This window comes from Ensifer soli (assembly GCF_041928815.1).
In the GTDB taxonomy this organism is placed as follows: domain Bacteria; phylum Pseudomonadota; class Alphaproteobacteria; order Rhizobiales; family Rhizobiaceae; genus JBHFEI01.
On record NZ_JBHFEI010000007.1, the window covers coordinates 105,654 to 124,458 of the forward strand.

Sequence of the window (18,805 nt, forward strand, 5' to 3'; positions counted from 1 at the left end):
CATGACCGTTCAGAGCATCTTCCCCCGCGCGCTCGACGCCGGCCCGCACAACGGCAGCGGCCCGCATGGCGGGCCGGCCGAACTCGGCCTCAATTTCGACTATGCGATCGGCCGCATCACCATGGCGCGCGCCGGCGCCGGGCTGATGCGCCACGTCCATGCCGGCCAGCAGGAATCGGCACCGGTCGAGGATGCCTACGACCTGATCATCCCCTGCGACGCGACCGTCTATTTCTGCCAGCGCGACCGCAGCGGCGAGGTCGCGCCGGGCGAATACGTCCTGCTCAACCGGGCGCATTTCTACGAGCTGTCGTCGCAGGACGCGCTCAGCCACTGGCGCATCAGCCTGCCGGGCCCGGACCTGCGCGGCCGGCTGTCGTCGATCGACGACCATGTGGGCAAGCGCTTCGAGCAGAACGGCCGCATGGCGAACCTGCTCACCGGCTTCGTCGCGATGATCGCCAAAACCTTCGCGGAAGAAAGCCCGCCGAACCCGGAGGCGCTCGCCACCGAGGTCATCGGCTTCGTCATGCTCGTGCTCGCCTCGGAAAACCGCAAGGAGACGATGAACTGGCGCAACAGCCGCTACCGGCTGAAGCAGCGCATCTTCGATTTCGTCGAACGCAACCTCGACGACGCCGAACTGTCGCCGAAGAAGATCGCCAAGGCCAACCGGATCTCGCCGAGCTATCTCTACTCGCTGTTTTCCGACAACAACACCACCGTCGGCCAGTTCATCCAGGCACGGCGGCTGCAGAAGGCCTATGAACTGCTGGTCGCCGACTGCAACGGGGCGCTGACCGTCTCGGAGATCGCCTACCAGGTCGGCTTCAAGAACGCCTCGCATTTTTCCCGCACCTTCTCGCGCCACTTCCGCATCGCCCCGCGCGATGCGCGCCAGTCCGGGCTCGGCACGCGGGGCCGCGAGGCGCCGGCGGCCTGATGCGTCGGGGGCGGGTTGGAAGGTTCCACATCGCCCCACAGGCAGGCTCCAGCCGGAGGGGATGGCCCGTCCGCCTCTCCAGCAAATCTTTGCTCGGCCTACAGGCGGCGTTTTTCGCGTGGACGCCCGCAGGCACAAACCTCAAAGTCGAACGCGAAGCCCCGGCGGAGGGGCGGGCGCGGCCATTCGGGCCTCGGGCGCCCGCGGCGGGCCCAAGTGATGCAAGGGGAATTCATCCGTGTCTGACATCGATCTGGCGAACATCGAGGCATTCTGCGCCGAACTGGCGGAGGGCGGCAAGGCGATCTCCATGCGCTATTTCCGCCAGAAGACGGCCTTCGAACAGAAGGAAGACCTGTCTCCGGTGACGATCGCCGACCAGTCGATCGAGGCCTATATGCGCGAGCGGATCCACGCCGCCTTTCCCGACCACGGCATCGTCGGCGAGGAGATGGAGGCCGAGGAGGGCGGTCGCTACACCTGGTATATCGACCCGATCGACGGCACGAAGAGCTTCATTTCCGGCATGCCCTTCTACGGGCTGCTCGCGGCGCTGCGCGACACCGAGGAAGACCGCACCGTCTTCGGCATGATCGACATTCCCGCGATCGGCGAGCGCTGGACCGGGACGGGGGACGCCGCGCGCTTCAATGGCGCGCCGGCAAAAGTCTCCGCCTGCACGGCGCTCGCCGACGCACAGATCTACACCACCTCGCAGGACATCTTCAGCGACGGGGACTGGCAGGTCTACGATCGCATCAGCCGCGCGGCACGCTTCCGCCGCTTCGGCGGCGACTGCTACATCTACGGCCTGCTCGCCTCCGGCTACATCGACCTCGTGATCGAGACCTCGCTGAAGACCTTCGACTTCATGGCCCTGATGCCGATCATCGAGGGGGCCGGCGGCATCATCACCGACTGGGAAGGCCGGGCGCTGACGCCGCAGTCCGACGGGCGGGTGGTCGCCGCCGCCACGCGCGCGCTGCTCGACGAGGTGCTCGACATGATCAACGGCCCGGGCCTTGCCCGCGCCCGCCAGGCGTGACCGGCAGCGAGACAGACATGACCACCGACCAGACCCGTTCCATCCTCTCGCTCAACGCCTTCGAACCGGGCGACGCGGAGGCGCTCGACCCCGGCCTGAAGGCACTCGTCGCCCGAAGGCAGGCAAGCTACGGCCCCTCGTCGCTGCTCTTCTACCGCGAGCCTCTGAACGTGGTGAAGGCGGAGGGCAACCGCATCCTGACGGCCGACGGCCGCAGCTATGTCGATTTCTACAACAATGTCGCCTCGGTCGGCCATTGCAATCCCCGGGTCGCCGATGCCGTCCACGCGCAGATGCTGACGGCGAACAGCCACTCACGCTACCTCTACGACATCTGCGAGACCTATTCGGAACGGCTGCTCACCACGTTCCCGGCGCCGCTCGCCCATGTCACCTTCACCTGCACCGGCAGCGAGGCGAACGATCTGGCGCTCCGGATCGCCCGCAGCGTCACCGGCGGCCATGGCGTCGTCGTCACCCGCGGCGCCTATCACGGCAACACCGCCGCCGTCACCGAGGTCTCGCCGTCCTCCTACAAGCGCGGCCTGCCGCCGGCTTTCGTGAAACTTGTCGAACCGCCGTCGCGAGAGGCCTATGGCGACGACATCGCCGGCGGCTTCACCGCGGCCGTCGACGGCGCGATCGCCGAACTCAAGGCGGAAGGCCACGGCTTCGCAGCCCTTCTTGTCGACAGCATCTTCTCCAGCGACGGCGTCTTCGCCGAACCGGCCGGGTTCCTGAAGGGCGCGGTGGATGCGACGCGCGCGGGAGGCGGCCTCGTCATCGCCGACGAGGTGCAGCCGGGCTTTGCCCGCACCGGCGACGGCATGTGGGGCTTCCTGCGCCACAGCGTCGTGCCCGACATCGTCACCATGGGCAAGCCGATGGGCAACGGTTTCCCGATCGGCGGCGTGGTCACCCGGCCGGGCCTGCTCGTCGAATTGCAGGAGCAGTTCGGCTATTTCAACACCTTTGGCGGAACGCCGGCCGCCGCTGCCGCCGGCCTTGCCGTGCTCGACGCCATCGAGGCGGACGGGCTGATGGAGAATGCCCGCGTCACCGGCGCCTATCTGAGGGAGCGGCTCCAGGAGATGGCGGCCTCCCTCCCGGTGCTTTCCGGGGTGCGCGGCGCCGGCCTCTATCTCGGCGTCAGCATCACGGTGCCGAAGGAGAAATGGCGCGGCAACACCGATCCGGTGAGCGCCATCGTCAACGGGCTGAAGGACGAGGGCGTGCTGATCGGCGTGGCCGGCCTTGCCGCCGACGTCCTGAAGATCCGGCCGCCGCTGGTGGCGGGCAAGGCCGATGCGGATACGCTCGCCGAACGCCTCGAAACCGTGCTGGCGCGCCTCGGGCTCGCCGGCTGACCTTGTCCGAAACAGGAAGACCCCGATGGATCCCAGGGATGTCAGGAACGCGGCCGATGCCCGTGCGATTGTCGGCGAGCGCGGCCTCAGCCATGTCAAGGTGGCGATCGTCGATCTCGACGGCGTCATGCGCGGCAAATACATCTCGCGGGAGAAGTTCTTCTCCGCGCTCGAGAGCGGCTTCAATTTCTGCGACGTGATCTTCGGCTGGGATTCGAACGACCAGCTCTATCCGAACGGCAAGTTCACCGGCTGGCACACCGCCTTCCCGGACGCCCTCGTCCATGTCGTGCCGGAAAGCTGCCGCAACGTGCCCGAGGAAGGCGAGATGCTGTTTTTCCTCGGCGAATTCCAGGGGCGGGCCGCCGACGTCTGCCCGCGCACCCTGCTGAAGCGCACCGTGGCGCGCGCCGCCGGGCTGGGATTTTCCGCCTCGATTGCCGCCGAATTCGAGTTCTTCGTCTTCGACGAGACCCCGCACTCGGTGCGCCAGAAGAGTTACAAGGGCCTGACCAACATCACGCCCGGCTTCTTCGGCTATTCGATGCTGCGTTCCTCGGTCGAGGCCGAATTCTACCACGATCTCCTGGCGATGTGCGAGGCGATGGACATTCCGATCGAGGGCCTGCACACGGAGACCGGGCCCGGCGTGCTCGAGGCCGCGATCGAGCATACCGAGGCGATGGACGCCGCCGACCGCGCCGCGATCTTCAAGACCTTCTCCAAGGTGATGGCCGAGCGGCGCGGCAAGATGATCACCTTCATGGCCAAGTGGTCGAACGACTGGCCCGGCCAGTCCGGCCATCTGCACCTGTCGCTGAAGGGCCGGGACGGCACGCCGGTCTTTTACGACGAGGGCAAGCCGCACGGCATGTCCGACACGATGCGCTGGTTCGTCGGCGGCCAGCAGGCGCTGATGCCGGAGCTCATCGCCATGGTCGCCTCGACCGTCAACAGCTATTCGCGCCTCATTCCCGGCTTCTGGGCGCCGACGGACGCGACCTGGGGCGTGGAGAACCGCACCTGCGCGCTGCGCGTCATTCCCGGCTCGCCGAAGAGCCAGCGCGTCGAATACCGCGTGGCCGCCGCTGACATCAATCCCTACCTCGCCATGGCCGCGGCGCTCGGCTCCGGCCTCTGGGGCATCGAGAACCGCATCGAGCCGGACGCGCCGATCGCCACCAATGCCTATGACATGGCGCATGCGCCGGAGCGGCAATTGCCGCGCACGCTGAGCGCGGCCGCCGACCGGCTGGAGGCGAGCGCGGCGGCGAAGGCGCTGTTCGGCGAGATCTTCATCGAGCATTACGCCATGACGCGGCGCTGGGAGGACCAGGAATTCCGCCGCGCCATCACCGACTGGGAACTGGCGCGCTATTTCGAGATCATTTGACGGATCCGGCGATGACGACGACTGGCTGTTCCCCGCTGCGCACATTGCGACGAGAGACGCCGGAGACGCCGCCGTGCGCGATCCCGATGCTTCCCCGTTCCACCTGATATCCTTTCGAAAGACGAGCCCATGACCGATTTCCTCACCGCCTCCTGGAGCTACCCCACCCGCGTCCTCACCGGCGTCGGATCGATCCGGACGCTGCCGCAGGTGACCCGCGATGCCGGCATCGCCAATCCTCTCGTCGTCACCGATCGCGGCCTGAAGGACGCGCCGATGATCGCCAACGTGATGGCGCTGCTTTCGCAGGCCGGCATCGCCGGCGCGCTGTTCTCCGACGTGCAGGGCAACCCGACCGGCGACAATCTCGATGCGGGTGTCGCCGCCTACAGGGCCGGCGGCCATGACGGCATCGTCGCCGTCGGCGGCGGCTCGGCGCTCGACATCGGCAAGGGCATCGCCCTCATGCACGGCCAGACGCGGCCGGTCTGGGATTTCGAGGACATCGGCGACTGGTGGACGCGGGCGGACGCCAGCCTGATCTCGCCGATCATCGCCGTGCCGACCACGGCCGGCACCGGCTCCGAGGTCGGCCGCGCCGGCGTCATCACCAATCTGGCGACGCATGAGAAGAAGATCATCTTCCATCCGCTGATGCTGCCGAAGGTCGCGATCGAGGACCCGGAGCTTTCCGTCGGCCTGCCGCCGCTTCTGACCGCCGGCGCCGGGATGGACGCGCTCGCTCATTGCTTCGAGGCCTTCTGCGTCGACAGCTTCCACCCGATCGCTGACGGCATCGCGCTCGAGGGCCTGCGCATCATCGACATCCACCTGCCGCGCGCGGTGAAGAACGGCGCCGATCTCGAGGCCCGCGCCTATATGCTCGCCGCCGCCTCGATGGGCGCGGCCGCCTTCCAGAAGGGTCTCGGCGCCATCCACTCCGTCTCCCATCCGGTCGGCGCCCGGTTCAATTCGCATCACGGGCTGACCAACGGCGTGCTCTTCCCCTATGTCATCGTCGCCAACCGGCCGGCGATCGAGGAGAAGCTGGAACGGGTCGCCCGAACGCTGGGCCTCACCGGCGGTTTCGACGCCGTGCTCACATGGATCGTCGATCTGCGCGCCGAGATCGGCGTGCCGCACACCCTGGCCGATCTCGGCGTCGGCCATGGCGATGTCGAGGGGATCGCGGCCGATGCGGTCAACGACCCGACCGCCGGCGCCAATCCGCGCCGCTTCACCGCCGAAGAGTTTGCCGTGCTGACCCGCGCGGCGATCGACGGCGATCTCTCGTTCAGGATCTGACGACCGGGGAGATCCGCCATGGCCGCACTGCGCCTGCTCGTCGTCGAGGGAAACGCCGCCGCCATGCGGCGGCTCTGCCGGAGCCTCTACGGCCTGACGCCGGGCGAGCGCTATGCAGAAGAACTGAGGCGCTTGCGTGCCGACGCCAGGGTCGACATCGTCGCGCCGGCCGACGACGCGACGCCGGCGCCGCTGCCGCTCGCCGCCTATGACGGCATCGCCATCACCGGATCGGCGCTCAACGCCTATCACGACGTGCCGGAGGTGCGCCGGCAGGTCGAGTTCGCCCGTGCGGTCTTTGCCGCCGGCACGCCCTTCTTCGGCTCCTGCTGGGGCCTGCAGATCGCGACCGTCGCCGCCGGCGGGCGCGTGGAACGGAACGACAGGGGCCGCGAGGTCGCCTATGCCCGCGACATCTGGCTGACGCCGGAGGGCGCGCGCCATCCGATGCATGCCGGCCGTCCGCCTGCCTTCAGCGCTCCGGCGATCCATGGCGACCATGTGACAGTGCTGCCCGAAGCCGCGATCGTGACTGCGGCAAACGGCGTCAGCCCGGTGCAGGCGGCCGAGATCCACTACGGCGGCGGGCTCTTCTGGGGGACGCAGTATCATCCGGAATACGCCCTGACCGACATTGCCGACGTGATCGCCCGCTACGGGCAGGTGCTGGTCGACGAGGGAAATTTCGAGACGCTCGACGGTCTTTCCGCCTATGTCGCGGAGCTGCGCCGCCTCGCCGCCGATCCGCGCCTGACGGCGATCGCCTGGCGCCTTGGCCTCGGCGCCGATATCCTCGACCCGATGGTGCGGCTGACCGAGATCGGCAACTGGCTGACGCATGCGGTCGAGACCCGCATCCACGAAAGGCGCTCCGCATGACTCCGCCGATCCGTGCCATCGTCAGCGATCTCGACGGCGTCGTCTATCGCGGCGAGACCGCCATTCCCGGCGCGGTCGAGACGATCGCCGACTGGGCGCGACGCGGCATTCCGTATGTCTTCGTCACCAACAATTCGGCGAAATCGGCAAAGGCCTTTGCCGACAAGCTGCGCCGCCTCGGCGTGGCGCTTTCGGATGCGCAGGTGCTGACCTCGACGGATGCGACGGCCGCCTATGTCGGCCGGCATTTCAGGGCGGGCATCGCCACCTATGTCATCGGCGAGGCAGCGCTCGTCGATGCGGTCACCGCGGCCGGCGCCAGCCTCGTCGATCACGAGCGCGCCGACCTGGTCGTGCTCGGCAGCGACTATGATTTCAATTTCCGCAAGATGTTTGTCGCCACGCGGGCGCTGCGGGCCGGGGCGGCGCTCGTCGTCACCAATCCGGACGTGATCGCCCCGCTCGAGGACGGGGTCGAGCCCTGTGTCGGCGCCTTTCTCGCGGCGCTGCTGGCGGCCGCGCCGGACGTCGTTCCGGCGATCGTCGGCAAGCCCTCGCCGCTGATGATCCTGGAGGCGCTCGAACGGCTCGGCACGCGGCCGGAGGAGACGATCATGGTCGGCGACCAGATCGCCACCGACATCATCGCCGGCCAGAGCGCGGGCCTGCGCTCCTATCTGGTCTCCACCGGCATCCCGAACCCGCATGCCTCGGTAAGGCCCGACGCCGAGATCGCCAGCCTGGCCGAGATCCCGGTCGGCTGACGGCGCCGGGAGAACGCCGCCGCTGCCTGAAACCGTCAGTCGTGACTGGAACGCGTCACAGAGATAAGCCCTGAAACACGAAGAGCCCGCCGCGGGAGGAGGTGCGGCGGGCTCTTCGAAAGGATCGAACGACGGCGAGGAGGAGGAGTGCCGTCGTTCCGGCAGGCTTCCCCTGGGAGGAGGAGTGGGGAGCCTGCGAGGCGACGTCTGCGGGAGGAGGTGCATGACGTCGCTGAAAGTGAATATAGGGCAGAATTCCTCCCGGACCAGTGATCGCTGCGCAGGACAGCAATGCAGGAATGGCGGCCCTGACGCGCACCGGGATGAGAGCCGCGAGCGACGCCCGAACGCACGCGCATCCGAACGGCTGCGGCCACTCTCCTGAAATCTGCAGTGGCGCGCCTTCAACGGTCGCTGGCGCCGTCCACGGCGCGCCCATGCACGGCGGATCGGCGCCGCCATGCGCCTACCCCGCTTGCAGACCACGGCCGGCGCGGGCCGCTCAAGGCCTCGGCAGCGCCTTCCCGGTCGAGGCCAGGAACAGGTGGACCTGCCGCGGATCGATCGTCACGTCGATCGTCTCGTCGACGCCGACCCTGGCGAAGGCGGGGATCTGGGCGGTGAAGGCCGCGTCGCCGGCCCGGCCGATCGCCAGCGTGTGCGGCCCGAGCGGCTCCAGGTCCTTGATCTTCAGCTTGACCGAAGGCGCCCCGGCAAGCCCGGTGTGTTCGGGGCGGATGCCGAGCGTGACCTTCTGGCCGACATGGGGTTCGAGCGCGGCGATCCTCTCCGGCGCCATCGGCACGACGAAGCCGTCGGCGCCGCGGAAGGCAAGGCCGTCGTGGCGCTCCAGCGTGCCGTCGACGAAATTCATGCTCGGCGCGCCGATGAAGGCGGCGACGAAGCGGTTCACCGGACGCTCGTAGAGCGTGATCGGATCGGCCGCCTGCTCGATCTGTCCCTTGTTCATCACGACGACGCGGTCGGCCATGGTCATCGCCTCGACCTGGTCGTGGGTGACGTAGACGATGGTGGTCTGCAGCCGCCGGTGCAGCGACTTGATCTCGGTGCGCATCTCGATGCGCAGCTTGGCGTCGAGGTTCGACAGCGGCTCGTCGAAGAGGAAGACGTCCGGCTGGCGCACGATCGCCCGGCCGATGGCGACGCGCTGGCGCTGGCCGCCGGACAGCGCGCTCGGTTTACGGGCCAGATAGTCGCCGAGATTGAGGATGCGCGCCGCTTCCGAGACCGAGCGTTCGATCTCCTCCTTCGACGTGCCGCGCACCTTCATGCCGTAGCCGATGTTCTCCGCCACCGTCATGTGCGGATAGAGCGCGTAGTTCTGGAACACCATCGAGCAGTTGCGAAGGCCCGGGCGAAGCTCGGTGACGTCGCGCTCGCCGATGCGGATCGTCCCGCTCGACGCGTTTTCGAGCCCTGCGATCATGCGCAGCGTCGTCGTCTTGCCGCAGCCGGACGGGCCGACGAGCACGACGAATTCCCGGTCGGCGATGGTGAGGTCGAGCGGCGGGATCACCGTGGCGGTGCCGAAGGATTTGGTGACCTGCTCCAAGCGGACCTGAGCCATGTGTTCCACCCTGTTTTAAGAAGACGGGAGCCCGCCCGGCACCGGTTGGCACGGACATCTCCCCGAGGTTTTCGTATCGACGCGGCACGACGGCCGCCGTGTTCCCGTCCCCGCGCCGGCGGCGCGGGGACGGGACGCAGAGCTTACTTCTCGGGCAGGCCCATCGAGGCGCGGTAGGCAGCGAGCTGCTTGTCGCGGCCGAACTCGTCGGTCAGCGCGTTCCACTGCTGGGCGACGCTGTCGAGGGCCGCCTGCGGCTCGACTTCACCGGCCAGCGCCTTCGACAGCTCGATCTCCAGGATCTCGGTATAGGAGAAATAGCCCGGCAGGCGCATGTCGAGGGCGATGTTCTCGGCCGTGACCGCGTATTTCTGCGCGCCGAGATATTCCTTCGCCTCGCGGTCGGTGAAGATCGTCGACCAGCGCTCGAGGTTGGTGGTGTGCGAGATGCGGTAGGGGTTGACGCCCGTGCCGCCCGTCACCGTCGCCTCGCCGGAGACATCCGGGCTCGTCAGGTACTTGACGAAATCCCAGGCCGCTTCCTGCTTGCCGGACGAGGCCGGAACCGCCGCCTGCCAGCCGCCGAAGGCCATGAACGAGGTCTGGACGACGTGATCCTGCTTGTCCCAGGTCTTGGTCTTGTAGTTCCAGATCTCGTCTGCGCCCGGAAGAGGTGCCGAACCGACGCTGCCGGCCACCTTCGACTGCTTCTTGTCGGCCGCGATCACGCCCGTGTCGCCCCAGCCGATCGATTCGGCCACCTGGCCGCCGGCGAAGGCCGCGTTGACCTCGCCGAAGGAGAAGTTGAGCGCGTTCGGCGGTGCCAGCTTCGAGGCGCGGATATATTCCTCGAGGCCGCGCACCCAGGCCGGGTTGTTGACCTGCGCGTCCATCGTGTCCGGATCGAAGAACATGGCGCCGGGATTGGCCGGATGGCTGGCATAGCCCGCCACGTGGCTGAACAGGAACCAGAACTGCTGGCCGCCGCGGCGGAAGGCTTCCGCCGTGCCCCAGAGGTTGTTGGCCGGCTGGTTGAAGAACTCGGCGATGTCGAGATATTCCTTCCAGGTCTTCGCCGGGGCGAGATCGTAGCCGTATTTTTCCTTGAACGCCTTCTGGTTGTCGGCGTTCTCGAAGAGGTCGATCCGGTAGGAATAGGTATGGGCGTCGCCGTCCATCGTCTGCGACAGGATCTTGCCCTTCCAGACCATCAGCTGCTCGCGATAGACGGGGGCGACGTCCTCCCAGTCCGCTCCCTCGCGCATCGCCGCCGGCATTTCGGTCAGATAGTCGGTGAAGTCCGGCGCCCAGGCGGGCGGGAAGGTCACGACGTCGAACGTGTCCTCGCCGGCGCTCAGCGCCGTGACGATCTTCGGATAGAGCTCCGACCAGGGGAATTCGACCACGGCGACCTTGCCGCAGGTCTTCTTCTCCCAGCCGGCGGCGGCCTTCTGCAGCGCCGAGGCGATATAGGGGCCGGTTTGGGCTGCGGCCGTCACGGTGACGCCGGTATAGTCCGGCTCGCAGGCGAGCGCGGCCGAGCCGCCTCCAAGGGCCAGAAGCAGGGTCGCGGTCGAGGCAAGCAGTCTTCGTTTCATGGTTTCCTCCCAGTTGAAATCGAACTTACGAAAAGCGGTCGTTTATTTTATCGCTCCCAGAAGCAGGCCGGACCGCATCAGCCGGCTGAGCAGCCCGGCCATCACCACCATCGGCACGATGGCGACGAGGGCGGCGGCGGAGATCGACCACCATTCGTCGCCGCGCTGGCTGTTCTGGCCGGCGACGAGGATCGGCAGCGTCTGCCATTTCGAGGTCGTGAGGAAGAGCGCGAAGAGGAACTCGTTCCAGACGAAGGCGAGCGTGATCATGAAGGTGGCGATGAGACCGGGTTTCGACATCGGCAGGACGATGCCGAAGAAGATCCGCCAGGTCGGCACGTTGTCGACCATCGCTGCCTCCTCCACCTCGACGGGCAGCGCCTCGAAGAAGTCGCGCATCAGCCAGATGACGATCGGCAGCGAGAAGGCGACATAGGCGAAGGTGAGGCCGACATAGGTGTCGACCAGCTTGAAGCCCATCTTGCCGATCTCGGTATACATCAGGAACAGCGCGAAGGCGGTGACGATTGGCGGGAACATGCGCTGGCTGACGAACCAGAAGACGATGTCGGCATTGCCGAGCTCAGGACCCGGCAGGCGCACCCGGCTCGATCCGATCGACAGCAGCAGCGCGAGAAGGAAGGCGTAGATCAGCGACAGGCCCTGGCCGAGACCGAGGAGGTTGCGGAAGGCGAGGAAGCCGCCGATGGCGACGACGGCGAAGAGGACGCCGCTCATCAGCTTCACGCGGAAGGTGAAGCGTACCAACGCATAGGCCGCCATCGCGCCGATGAGCGTCGCCAGCACCGAGGCGGAAAGGCCGATCACCGTCGAGGAGATGAACGTATTGAAGAACTGGCCGCGCTGGCCGGAGAAGAGTTCCCGCCAGGCCGTCAGCGTCGGCTCGAAATCGACGAAGGGGATATAGGTCGGTCCGCCGACGACGCCGATCGGGCTCTTGAACGAGGTGACGGCGACCCAGTAGAGCGGGAAGAGCGTGAAGGCGAGCCAGAGCATGCAGCCGGCAAAGGCGATCCAGCGGCGGCTTCCGGTATAGGTGCGGATGCCGCTCATCTGTGCTTCTCCAGATAGGGTTTCAGGATGGCGAGATAGACGAGGCCGATGACGGTGATGACGATGAGGAACAGGAAGGACAGGGCCGACGTGTAACCGAGGTTGAACTTCTTGAAGCCCTCCTGGTAGGCGAAGAGGGTCAGCGTTTCCGTCGAGACGCCGGGGCCGCCGCCGGTCATGACGAAGACGGTGTCGATGATCTTGTAGCTCTCGATCAGGCGGATGAAGACGACGGCGACGGAGATCGGCAGCATCATCGGGAAGGTGATGTCGCGGAACTGCTGCCAGGCGCTGGCGTTTTCGAGCGCGGCCGCCTCGTAGACGTCGTCGGGCAGCGTCTGCAGGCCGGCGAGCAGCATCAGGATGACGAAGGGCGTCCACTGCCAGATCTCGACGACGATGATCGAGCCGAGCGCCCAGCTCGTCTGGGTGAGGAAGGGCAGGTTCGGGAAGCCGACGAGCGTCATGAATTCGTTGAGCGGCCCCATCGTCGGGTTCAGCACCTGGCGCGCGACGAGGGCGACGGCGACCGGGGCGACCAGCATCGGCAGGAGGAAGCCGACGCGGAACACGCCCTCGCCCGGCACGCGGGCGTTGAGCGCCAGCGCCACGGCGAAACCGATGACATACTGGAAGGCGACGGCGGTGAAGGCGATCAGCGTCGTCGTTCCCGTCACATGCCAGAAACGCGGATTCTGCAGGAGCGACACGTAGTTGTCGAAGCCGACGAAGCGCGGCGGCATCGGCGGGACGAGCCGCATGCTCATGAAGCTCGATGTCAGCGAATAGACCAGCGGGAAGATCGAGATGACCAGCACGATCAGCAGCGCCGGCCAGATGAAAAAGTGTTTGACCGGATCGTTGCGGGTCATGCGGCACCTTTTTCCCGCAGCAGCGCCTCGATCTCGGCGAGCGCCGGCATCGCCGGCGCGGTGCCGCGGCGCGTCACGGCGATGCCGGCGGTGGCGCAGCCGAAGCGCACCGCCTCGACCGGCTCCATGCCGCGCGACAGCGCCGCCGCGAAACCCCCGACGAAGGCGTCGCCGGCACCCGTCGTGTCGATCACCGCGCCGGCCGAAAGGGCGGGAACGTGAACCGAGCGGCTGGCCGTATGATAGAGCACGCCCCGGCCGCCGAGCGTGATCAGCGCTGTCGCGACACCCTTGGCGAGAAACGCGTCGCCGGCCCGGCGCGCGGCGTCGATCGTGTCGAGCGGGAAGCCGACAAGGGCGGCGGCTTCGGTTTCGTTCGGCACGATATAGTCGCAGAGCGGATAGATCGTCCCGGGAAAAGCCTCGGCGGGCGCCGGATTGAAGACGGTGGTGACACCGGCCTCGCGCGCGATGGCCAGCGCCCGCAAGGCGGCGTCTGCGGGCTGTTCGAGCTGGGTGACGAAGACGGAAGAGGCCTCGATCGTCGCCCGCGCCTCCTCGACATCCGCCTCACCGATGGTGCCAGCCGCGCCCGGATAGACGATGATGGCATTGTCGCCGTTCTCGTCGTTGACATAGATGAAGGCGGCGCCGGTCGGCATGTCGTCCATGACGACGACCTTCGGCGTCACGCCGGCCTCGGCATAGGTCTTCAGCGCCATGTCGCCGAAGGTGTCGCGGCCGAGCTTGGAGATGAACGACACCTTCGCGCCGGCGCGGGCGGCGGCCACCGCCTGGTTCGAGCCCTTGCCGCCCGGCCCGACCGAGAAGCCGCTGCCGGTGATGGTCTCGCCGACCTTCGGCATGCGCCTGGCGAGATAGGCCGTGTCGGCAACGAAAATGCCGAGGATCGATACGCCTGCCTTCATTGTCTTTCCTCCTCCCCTGCCCCTGCCGTCAGCCCCTTGGGGGAATGACGCCCTTCGTCAGGATGAAGCAGCCGTAGAACCGGTTCTCGCCGGTGGTGATGACGGCATAGGCCTTCTTCGCTTCCTCGTAGAAGGCGAAACGCTCGATGCCGTACATCGGCGCCGGCGCGCCCTCGGCCGCATCGATCTCCGCCTGGACCTCGCGCTGGACGTCCGGGATCTCCTCCGGCGCGCCCATGATCTCCATCCGTCCGACGGAAGGCTGCAGCGGCGTGTCGAGCGGGAAGACGGAGAGCACCGCGTTGAAGGCGCGCGCGGCCGAGACGTTGTCGATGCGCAGCAGCCTGCCGAGCACCGTCTGCCTCGCGATCGAATCGGACGGGAAATTGGTGTCGGCGATCACCAGCCGGTCGCCATGGCCCATGGCGCGCAGCGCATGCAGCACGTCGGCGTTGAGCGCGGGGTCGATATTCTTCAGCACGGGCAATCCTCCTCGTCATGCGCGGCAGGTGCCGGTCGGGCACCCGTCTCAGAAACCGCGCGTCCATTGCGGCCTCATCTATCGCACCGCTTCCCTCCCCCGGGAAGCGGCACCGGTCATTCGCCGTAGGGAATCCAGATGTTCTTCACGTCGGTCGCCTGGCGCAGGAACAGCGGTCCTTCCGCTTGGGCGGGATTGGCCCAGTCGATCACCTTGCCGTTGTCGACGAAGGTGCGCTTGAGATTGGTGACCGAAAGCCGCTCGACGGTCGCCGAGAGCTCCGCCGACCCGAAGGCCCAGACGGCATCGACGTCGTTGTGGGCGGCGAGCGTCTTCGCCAGTTCCAGCGCGTCGCCGGTGACGATGTTGACGACGCCAGCCGGCACGTCCGAGGTCTCGAGCACCGAATAGAGATCGGTCGCGGCCAGCGGATAGGCTTCGCTCGGGATCGCCACCACCCGGTTGCCGGTGGCGATCAGCGGCGCCACCAGGCTGACGAAGCCGAGCAGCGGCGCTTCCGGCGGGCAGATGACGCCGGCGACGCCGATCGGCTCGGGCATGGCGAGCGCCACGCCGCGCAGCGGCGGTGTGTGGACGCTGCCCTCGTATTTGTCGGCCCAGGCGCCATAGGTGAAGAGCCGCGCGATCGACGCATCGACCTCGCCTGCCGCAGCCGACGCCGAAGCGCCCGTCATCGCCGCGATCCGCGCGGCAAATTCCCCCGCACGACCGCTCAGGTTTTCCGCGATATAGTAAAGGATCTGCGCCCTGTTGTGGGCGCTCGCCGACGACCAGCCGGCCGCCCCGCGCGCGGCGACGACGGCGTTGCGGATGTCCTTGCGGTTGCCCTCGCCGACCTCGCCGATCACCCGTCCCTTGGCCGAGACGACGGGACGGGAATAATTGCCGTCCGGGCGCGCCTGCTTACCGCCGATGAAGAGCTTGGCGGTGCGGTCGAGCGCCGGCATGGCGAAATCGCCACCGGTTTCCTTCGCAGCCGGAACCGGGCCTGCGGCGCGGTTCTTCCGCCCGGCCCAGGCCTTCGGCTTCAGATATTCGTAGGCGCCTTCCCTGCCGCCCTCGCGGCCGAAGCCCGATTCCTTCTTGCCGCCGAAGCCCACGGCGGCGTCGAAAAGATTGGTCGCGTTCACCCAGACGACGCCGGCGGCGAGCTTGGCGGCGACATTCAGCGCCAGCCCGATCGTCTCGCTCCAGACGCTGGCGGCAAGCCCATAACGCGTGTGGTTGGCAAGCTGGATCGCCTCTTCCGGCGTGCGGAAGGTCATCGACACCGCGACCGGCCCGAAAATCTCCTCGACGGCGACCGTCGCGGTCGGCTGGACGCCGGAGAGCAGCGTCGGCGGATAGAAGCTGCCGCCCGCGGGCATGGCGATCTTCGCCTGGTGCAGGGTCGCGCCCTCGGCGACGCCCTTCTCGACCAGCGCCGCGATCCGCTTCAGTTGCACCGGGGCGACGATTGCGCCCATGTCGATCGCCTTGTCGAGCGGCGGGCCGACGCGAAGCGTCTCCATGCGGCGCTTCAGGCGCTGGTGGAAGGTGGCGGCGATGCCCTCCTGCACGAGGATGCGCGATCCGGCGCAGCAGACCTGGCCCTGGTTGAACCAGATCGCGTCGACGACGCCTTCGATCGCGCCGTCGATATCGGCGTCGTCGAAGACGATGAAGGGCGACTTGCCGCCGAGTTCCAGCGTCACCGACTTGCCCGCCCCGGCGGTTTTCTCGCGGATCAGGCGGCCGACCTCGGTCGAGCCGGTGAAGGCGATCTTGTCGATGTCCCGGTGCTCGACGATCAGCGCGCCGGTGTCGCCCTCGCCGGTGACGACGTTGAGCACGCCCGCCGGAAGCCCGGCGGCGGCGGCGAGCTCGGCGAAGAGCAGCGCGGTCAGCGAGGTGAACTCGGCCGGCTTCAGCACGACCGTGTTGCCGAGCGCCAGCGCCGGCGCCACCTTCCAGGCGAGCATCAGGAAGGGAAAGTTCCACGGGATGATCTGGCCGACGACGCCGACCGGATCCTGGTCGGCGAATTCGCTCTCCTGGAGCTGCGCCCAGCCGGCATGGTGGTAGAAGTGGCGCGCGGCGAGCGGGATGTCGATGTCGCGCGTCTCGCGGATCGGCTTGCCGTTGTCGATCGCCTCGACGACGGCGATCAGGCGGCCGTGGCGCTGGATCATCCGCGCCAGGGCATAGAGATGGCGGGCGCGGGCGTGGCCCGGAAGCTTCGCCCAGGCCCCTTGCGCCTTGCGGGCGGCTGCGACCGCCGCATCGACGTCGGCAGCGTCGCCGGCGGCGAGCCGCGCCAGCGCCTTGCCGGTCGCGGGTTCGAAGGTTTCGAAGGTCCGGCCGGAGGCGGGCTTGACGAAGCGGCCGCCGATGAAATGGCCGAATTCACCGGAATGGCGCGCAAGCCAGTCGCGGGCCTCGGTGTCGGCTTCGGGGGCGGGTCCGTAGGACATGTCGTCGAAATACTTCGCTACATTGCTCTGGGCAGGCATGGCGTTATCCGATCGGGTGTCTGTTGAAGGCCGAGTAGGCGCCGGAGACGTGGTGCTCGAGCTGGCGCTCGATGTCGGCGAGAAGGCTCGACGCGCCGATGCGGAACAGGTCCGGCTCCAGCCATTCGCGCCCCAGCTCCTCCTTCATCAGAAACTGGTAGTTGAGGATGTCCTTGGCGAGCGAGATGCCGCCGGCGGGCTTGTAGCCGACCTTGAAGCCGGTGCGCTCCTCATAGGCGCGGATGGCGCGCAGCATGGTCAGCGTCACGGCGAGCGTCGCGTTGACGCCCTCCTTGCCGGTCGAGGTCTTGATGAAATCCGCGCCCGCCATCATGCAGACGAGCGAGGCGCGCGCGACGTTGCGCAGCGTCTTCAGGTCGCCGGTGCCGAGGATCGCCTTGACATGGGCCTCGCCGCAGGCGGCGCGATAGTCGCGCATCTCTTCGTAGAGCGCCTGCCAGTTGCCGGTCAGCACATGTTCGCGGGTGATGACGATGTCGATCTCCTGCGCGCCGTCGGCGACGGAAGCCTCGATCTCCTTGACCTTGAGATGATGCGGCGACAGGCCGGCCGGAAAGCCGGTGGAGACGGCGGCGACCGGGATGCCGGACGTGCCGAGCGCCTCGACGGCGGTCGCGACATAACGATGATAGACGCAGATGGCGCCGGTGGTGATCCGCCGCCCGCCCATGCCGAGCGCGTCGAGGATGTCGGGACGCACCGGCGTGATCGCCTTGGCGCAGAGGCGCTTGACGCGCTCCGGCGTGTCGTCGCTGTTGAGCGTCGTCAGGTCGATGCAGGTGACCGCCTTGAGCAGCCAGGCGGCCTGCGCGTCCTTCTTCACCGTGCGCCGGCCGGGCAGCGTCGCGACGCGCCGTTCGGTCGCCGAGAGGTTGACGCGCACATCGGCGATCCAGCCAAGGTCGAGATCCATGCCGGCGTTGCGCGCGGGCTTATTGGCATGGGCAACGCCATGCCCGGAGACCGGGCGTACGGCGTCCTGCGCCGCAACGGCTGCGGAAAGCTCCATCTTGCTCCTCCCACCCGACGCCGCATCATGCGACGTCTTGTGATTTTTGTATCAGAATTTTTGTGACAATTTCATCATTTCCGACGAGCGTCAAGGGGAAGCCGCATCGTCGCGCGGAAATTCTGCGGCAGGATCACGACGGCACGGACATTGGCCCGGCCTCCGTGACGAGAACGTCGAACCGGGACAGTTCGCCGAAGAAGGCCGGCTTCAGCTTGCCGATCTTGCTGCTGTCGAAGACCAGGACGCGCTTCTTCGCCTGGGCGAGCACCTGCCGCTTGATCTCGGCCTCGTGGAAATGCATGCAGGTGGCGCCCCGCTCGAAATCGACGCCGGCCGCCGACAGGAAGGCGACATTGATGCCGAGCGAGCGCAGCGTCGCCATCCCCGCCGGACCGGAGAAGGAGGCGGAGGCCGGATGGTAGACGCCGCCGAGCATGACGAGGCGGATCTCGGGCTTGCGCGACAGTTTCTCGGCGATGTTGAGCGCGTAGCAGATCGCCGTGACCGGCAGAGTGTCCGGTATGAAATCAACGAGATGGTCGAGCGTCGTGCCGCAGTCGATGAAGATCGTGTCCTCCGGCCGGATCATGGCGGCGGCGGCGGCGCAGGCCTCGCGCTTGGCGGTCGCATGCGAATCGGCCGCCTTTGCCAGCTCGTAGGTCGATTCCCCCTCGACATCGGCGGCCTGGACGATGTGGCCGCCGACATAGCCGAACAGATCCGGGTTCTCGCCGACGTCCCGCCGCACCGTCATTTCCGACACGTCGAGAAGAGCGGCGGCGTCGCGGATGTGAAGGAACTTGCGCTGCGCCACGGTGTCGGCGAGCTTCAGGACGCGTTCCCGCTTGCGGATGGTCATTCAGGCGGCTCCGCCGGCGAAGCCCCGCAAGGCGGGGTTCGGTTTTGTGATGATTGTCACAAGATAACACGACCGCTGCGCGAATCTCAACGTCTCTTTGTCGGCGGGAAACGGTTTTGCGCCCGAGATGACGCGACATGCGGGACGGAACCGGCACGGGAA

16 protein-coding genes are annotated in these 18,805 nt (G+C 67.4%); 7 read left to right on the plus strand and 9 right to left on the minus strand.

What is annotated here, in order from left to right; genetic code table 11:
* Nucleotide 1 precedes the first annotated feature (1 nt).
* From ACEVQ6_RS12395 to ACEVQ6_RS12425, 7 genes are all read left to right on the plus strand, one after another.
* The gene (locus ACEVQ6_RS12395) at nt 2-943 is read left to right on the plus strand and encodes a helix-turn-helix domain-containing protein (protein WP_374889302.1); all 942 of its coding nucleotides are present in this window, start codon (nt 2-4) and stop codon (nt 941-943) included.
* A gap of 238 nt (nt 944-1,181) precedes the next feature.
* Entirely contained in the window at nt 1,182-1,988 is an 807-nt protein-coding gene (locus tag ACEVQ6_RS12400; protein WP_374889303.1) for an inositol monophosphatase family protein, read from the plus strand.
* Between the two features lie 17 nt (nt 1,989-2,005).
* On the plus strand, nt 2,006-3,355 hold the full coding sequence (locus ACEVQ6_RS12405) for an aspartate aminotransferase family protein (RefSeq protein ID WP_374889304.1): 1,350 nt from the start codon (nt 2,006-2,008) through the stop codon (nt 3,353-3,355).
* 25 nt (nt 3,356-3,380) lie between these two features.
* Entirely contained in the window at nt 3,381-4,748 is a 1,368-nt protein-coding gene (locus ACEVQ6_RS12410) for a glutamine synthetase family protein (RefSeq protein ID WP_374889305.1), read from the plus strand.
* Nucleotides 4,749-4,877: 129 nt separating this feature from the next.
* Complete coding sequence (locus ACEVQ6_RS12415) at nt 4,878-6,053, plus strand: iron-containing alcohol dehydrogenase (protein WP_374889306.1); 1,176 nt, start codon at nt 4,878-4,880, stop codon at nt 6,051-6,053.
* A gap of 18 nt (nt 6,054-6,071) precedes the next feature.
* Nucleotides 6,072-6,932 (plus strand): type 1 glutamine amidotransferase, encoded by an 861-nt coding sequence (locus ACEVQ6_RS12420; protein WP_374889307.1) that lies wholly within the window; start codon nt 6,072-6,074, stop codon nt 6,930-6,932.
* Nucleotides 6,929-7,696 carry an HAD-IIA family hydrolase gene (locus ACEVQ6_RS12425; protein ID WP_374889308.1) on the plus strand — a complete coding sequence of 256 codons (768 nt, stop codon included), beginning with the start codon at nt 6,929-6,931 and terminating at the stop codon, nt 7,694-7,696. Before ACEVQ6_RS12420 ends, ACEVQ6_RS12425 begins: the two co-directional genes overlap by 4 nt.
* A gap of 502 nt (nt 7,697-8,198) precedes the next feature.
* Here ACEVQ6_RS12425 and ACEVQ6_RS12430 read toward each other — a convergent pair.
* The 9 genes from ACEVQ6_RS12430 to ACEVQ6_RS12470 all read right to left on the minus strand — a co-directional run bounded on the left by ACEVQ6_RS12430 (nt 8,199) and on the right by ACEVQ6_RS12470 (nt 18,643).
* Complete coding sequence (locus tag ACEVQ6_RS12430; RefSeq protein ID WP_374889309.1) at nt 8,199-9,284, minus strand: ABC transporter ATP-binding protein; 1,086 nt, start codon at nt 9,282-9,284, stop codon at nt 8,199-8,201.
* Between the two features lie 143 nt (nt 9,285-9,427).
* The gene (locus ACEVQ6_RS12435; RefSeq protein WP_374889310.1) at nt 9,428-10,882 is read right to left on the minus strand and encodes an extracellular solute-binding protein; all 1,455 of its coding nucleotides are present in this window, start codon (nt 10,880-10,882) and stop codon (nt 9,428-9,430) included.
* Between the two features lie 42 nt (nt 10,883-10,924).
* Complete coding sequence (locus tag ACEVQ6_RS12440; RefSeq protein ID WP_374889311.1) at nt 10,925-11,956, minus strand: carbohydrate ABC transporter permease; 1,032 nt, start codon at nt 11,954-11,956, stop codon at nt 10,925-10,927.
* A complete protein-coding gene (locus ACEVQ6_RS12445) occupies nt 11,953-12,828 on the minus strand; it encodes a carbohydrate ABC transporter permease (RefSeq protein ID WP_374889312.1) in 876 nt (291 codons plus the stop codon). The genes ACEVQ6_RS12440 and ACEVQ6_RS12445 overlap by 4 nt, the downstream gene beginning before the upstream one ends.
* Nucleotides 12,825-13,757 (minus strand): ribokinase, encoded by a 933-nt coding sequence (rbsK, locus tag ACEVQ6_RS12450; protein WP_374889313.1) that lies wholly within the window; start codon nt 13,755-13,757, stop codon nt 12,825-12,827. The genes ACEVQ6_RS12445 and rbsK overlap by 4 nt, the downstream gene beginning before the upstream one ends.
* A gap of 28 nt (nt 13,758-13,785) precedes the next feature.
* Nucleotides 13,786-14,238: an RbsD/FucU family protein gene (locus tag ACEVQ6_RS12455; protein ID WP_374889314.1), complete on the minus strand. Its 453-nt coding sequence runs from the start codon at nt 14,236-14,238 to the stop codon at nt 13,786-13,788.
* A gap of 116 nt (nt 14,239-14,354) precedes the next feature.
* Nucleotides 14,355-16,751 carry an aldehyde dehydrogenase family protein gene (locus ACEVQ6_RS12460; protein ID WP_374889315.1) on the minus strand — a complete coding sequence of 799 codons (2,397 nt, stop codon included), beginning with the start codon at nt 16,749-16,751 and terminating at the stop codon, nt 14,355-14,357.
* Nucleotides 16,752-16,755: 4 nt separating this feature from the next.
* Nucleotides 16,756-17,685: a deoxyribose-phosphate aldolase gene (deoC, locus tag ACEVQ6_RS12465; protein ID WP_374889468.1), complete on the minus strand. Its 930-nt coding sequence runs from the start codon at nt 17,683-17,685 to the stop codon at nt 16,756-16,758.
* 229 nt (nt 17,686-17,914) lie between these two features.
* Nucleotides 17,915-18,643, minus strand: coding sequence for a DeoR family transcriptional regulator (locus tag ACEVQ6_RS12470; RefSeq protein WP_374889316.1), 729 nt, complete (start codon nt 18,641-18,643; stop codon nt 17,915-17,917).
* Nucleotides 18,644-18,805: the final 162 nt, after the last annotated feature.

What these genes read in the sequence shown, in the direction of transcription:
- ACEVQ6_RS12395 (WP_374889302.1), top strand. Translation starts at nt 2, where the DNA reads ATGACCGTTCAGAGCATCTTCCCCCGCGCGCTCGACGCCGGCCCGCAC.
- ACEVQ6_RS12405 (WP_374889304.1), top strand. Translation starts at nt 2,006, where the DNA reads ATGACCACCGACCAGACCCGTTCCATCCTCTCGCTCAACGCCTTCGAA.
- ACEVQ6_RS12410 (WP_374889305.1), top strand. Translation starts at nt 3,381, where the DNA reads ATGGATCCCAGGGATGTCAGGAACGCGGCCGATGCCCGTGCGATTGTC.
- ACEVQ6_RS12415 (WP_374889306.1), top strand. Translation starts at nt 4,878, where the DNA reads ATGACCGATTTCCTCACCGCCTCCTGGAGCTACCCCACCCGCGTCCTC.
- ACEVQ6_RS12420 (WP_374889307.1), top strand. Translation starts at nt 6,072, where the DNA reads ATGGCCGCACTGCGCCTGCTCGTCGTCGAGGGAAACGCCGCCGCCATG.
- ACEVQ6_RS12425 (WP_374889308.1), top strand. Translation starts at nt 6,929, where the DNA reads ATGACTCCGCCGATCCGTGCCATCGTCAGCGATCTCGACGGCGTCGTC.
- ACEVQ6_RS12430 (WP_374889309.1), bottom strand. Translation starts at nt 9,284, where the DNA reads ATGGCTCAGGTCCGCTTGGAGCAGGTCACCAAATCCTTCGGCACCGCC.
- ACEVQ6_RS12435 (WP_374889310.1), bottom strand. Translation starts at nt 10,882, where the DNA reads ATGAAACGAAGACTGCTTGCCTCGACCGCGACCCTGCTTCTGGCCCTT.
- ACEVQ6_RS12440 (WP_374889311.1), bottom strand. Translation starts at nt 11,956, where the DNA reads ATGAGCGGCATCCGCACCTATACCGGAAGCCGCCGCTGGATCGCCTTT.
- ACEVQ6_RS12445 (WP_374889312.1), bottom strand. Translation starts at nt 12,828, where the DNA reads ATGACCCGCAACGATCCGGTCAAACACTTTTTCATCTGGCCGGCGCTG.
- rbsK (WP_374889313.1), bottom strand. Translation starts at nt 13,757, where the DNA reads ATGAAGGCAGGCGTATCGATCCTCGGCATTTTCGTTGCCGACACGGCC.
- ACEVQ6_RS12460 (WP_374889315.1), bottom strand. Translation starts at nt 16,751, where the DNA reads ATGCCTGCCCAGAGCAATGTAGCGAAGTATTTCGACGACATGTCCTAC.
- deoC (WP_374889468.1), bottom strand. Translation starts at nt 17,685, where the DNA reads ATGGATCTCGACCTTGGCTGGATCGCCGATGTGCGCGTCAACCTCTCG.
- ACEVQ6_RS12470 (WP_374889316.1), bottom strand. Translation starts at nt 18,643, where the DNA reads ATGACCATCCGCAAGCGGGAACGCGTCCTGAAGCTCGCCGACACCGTG.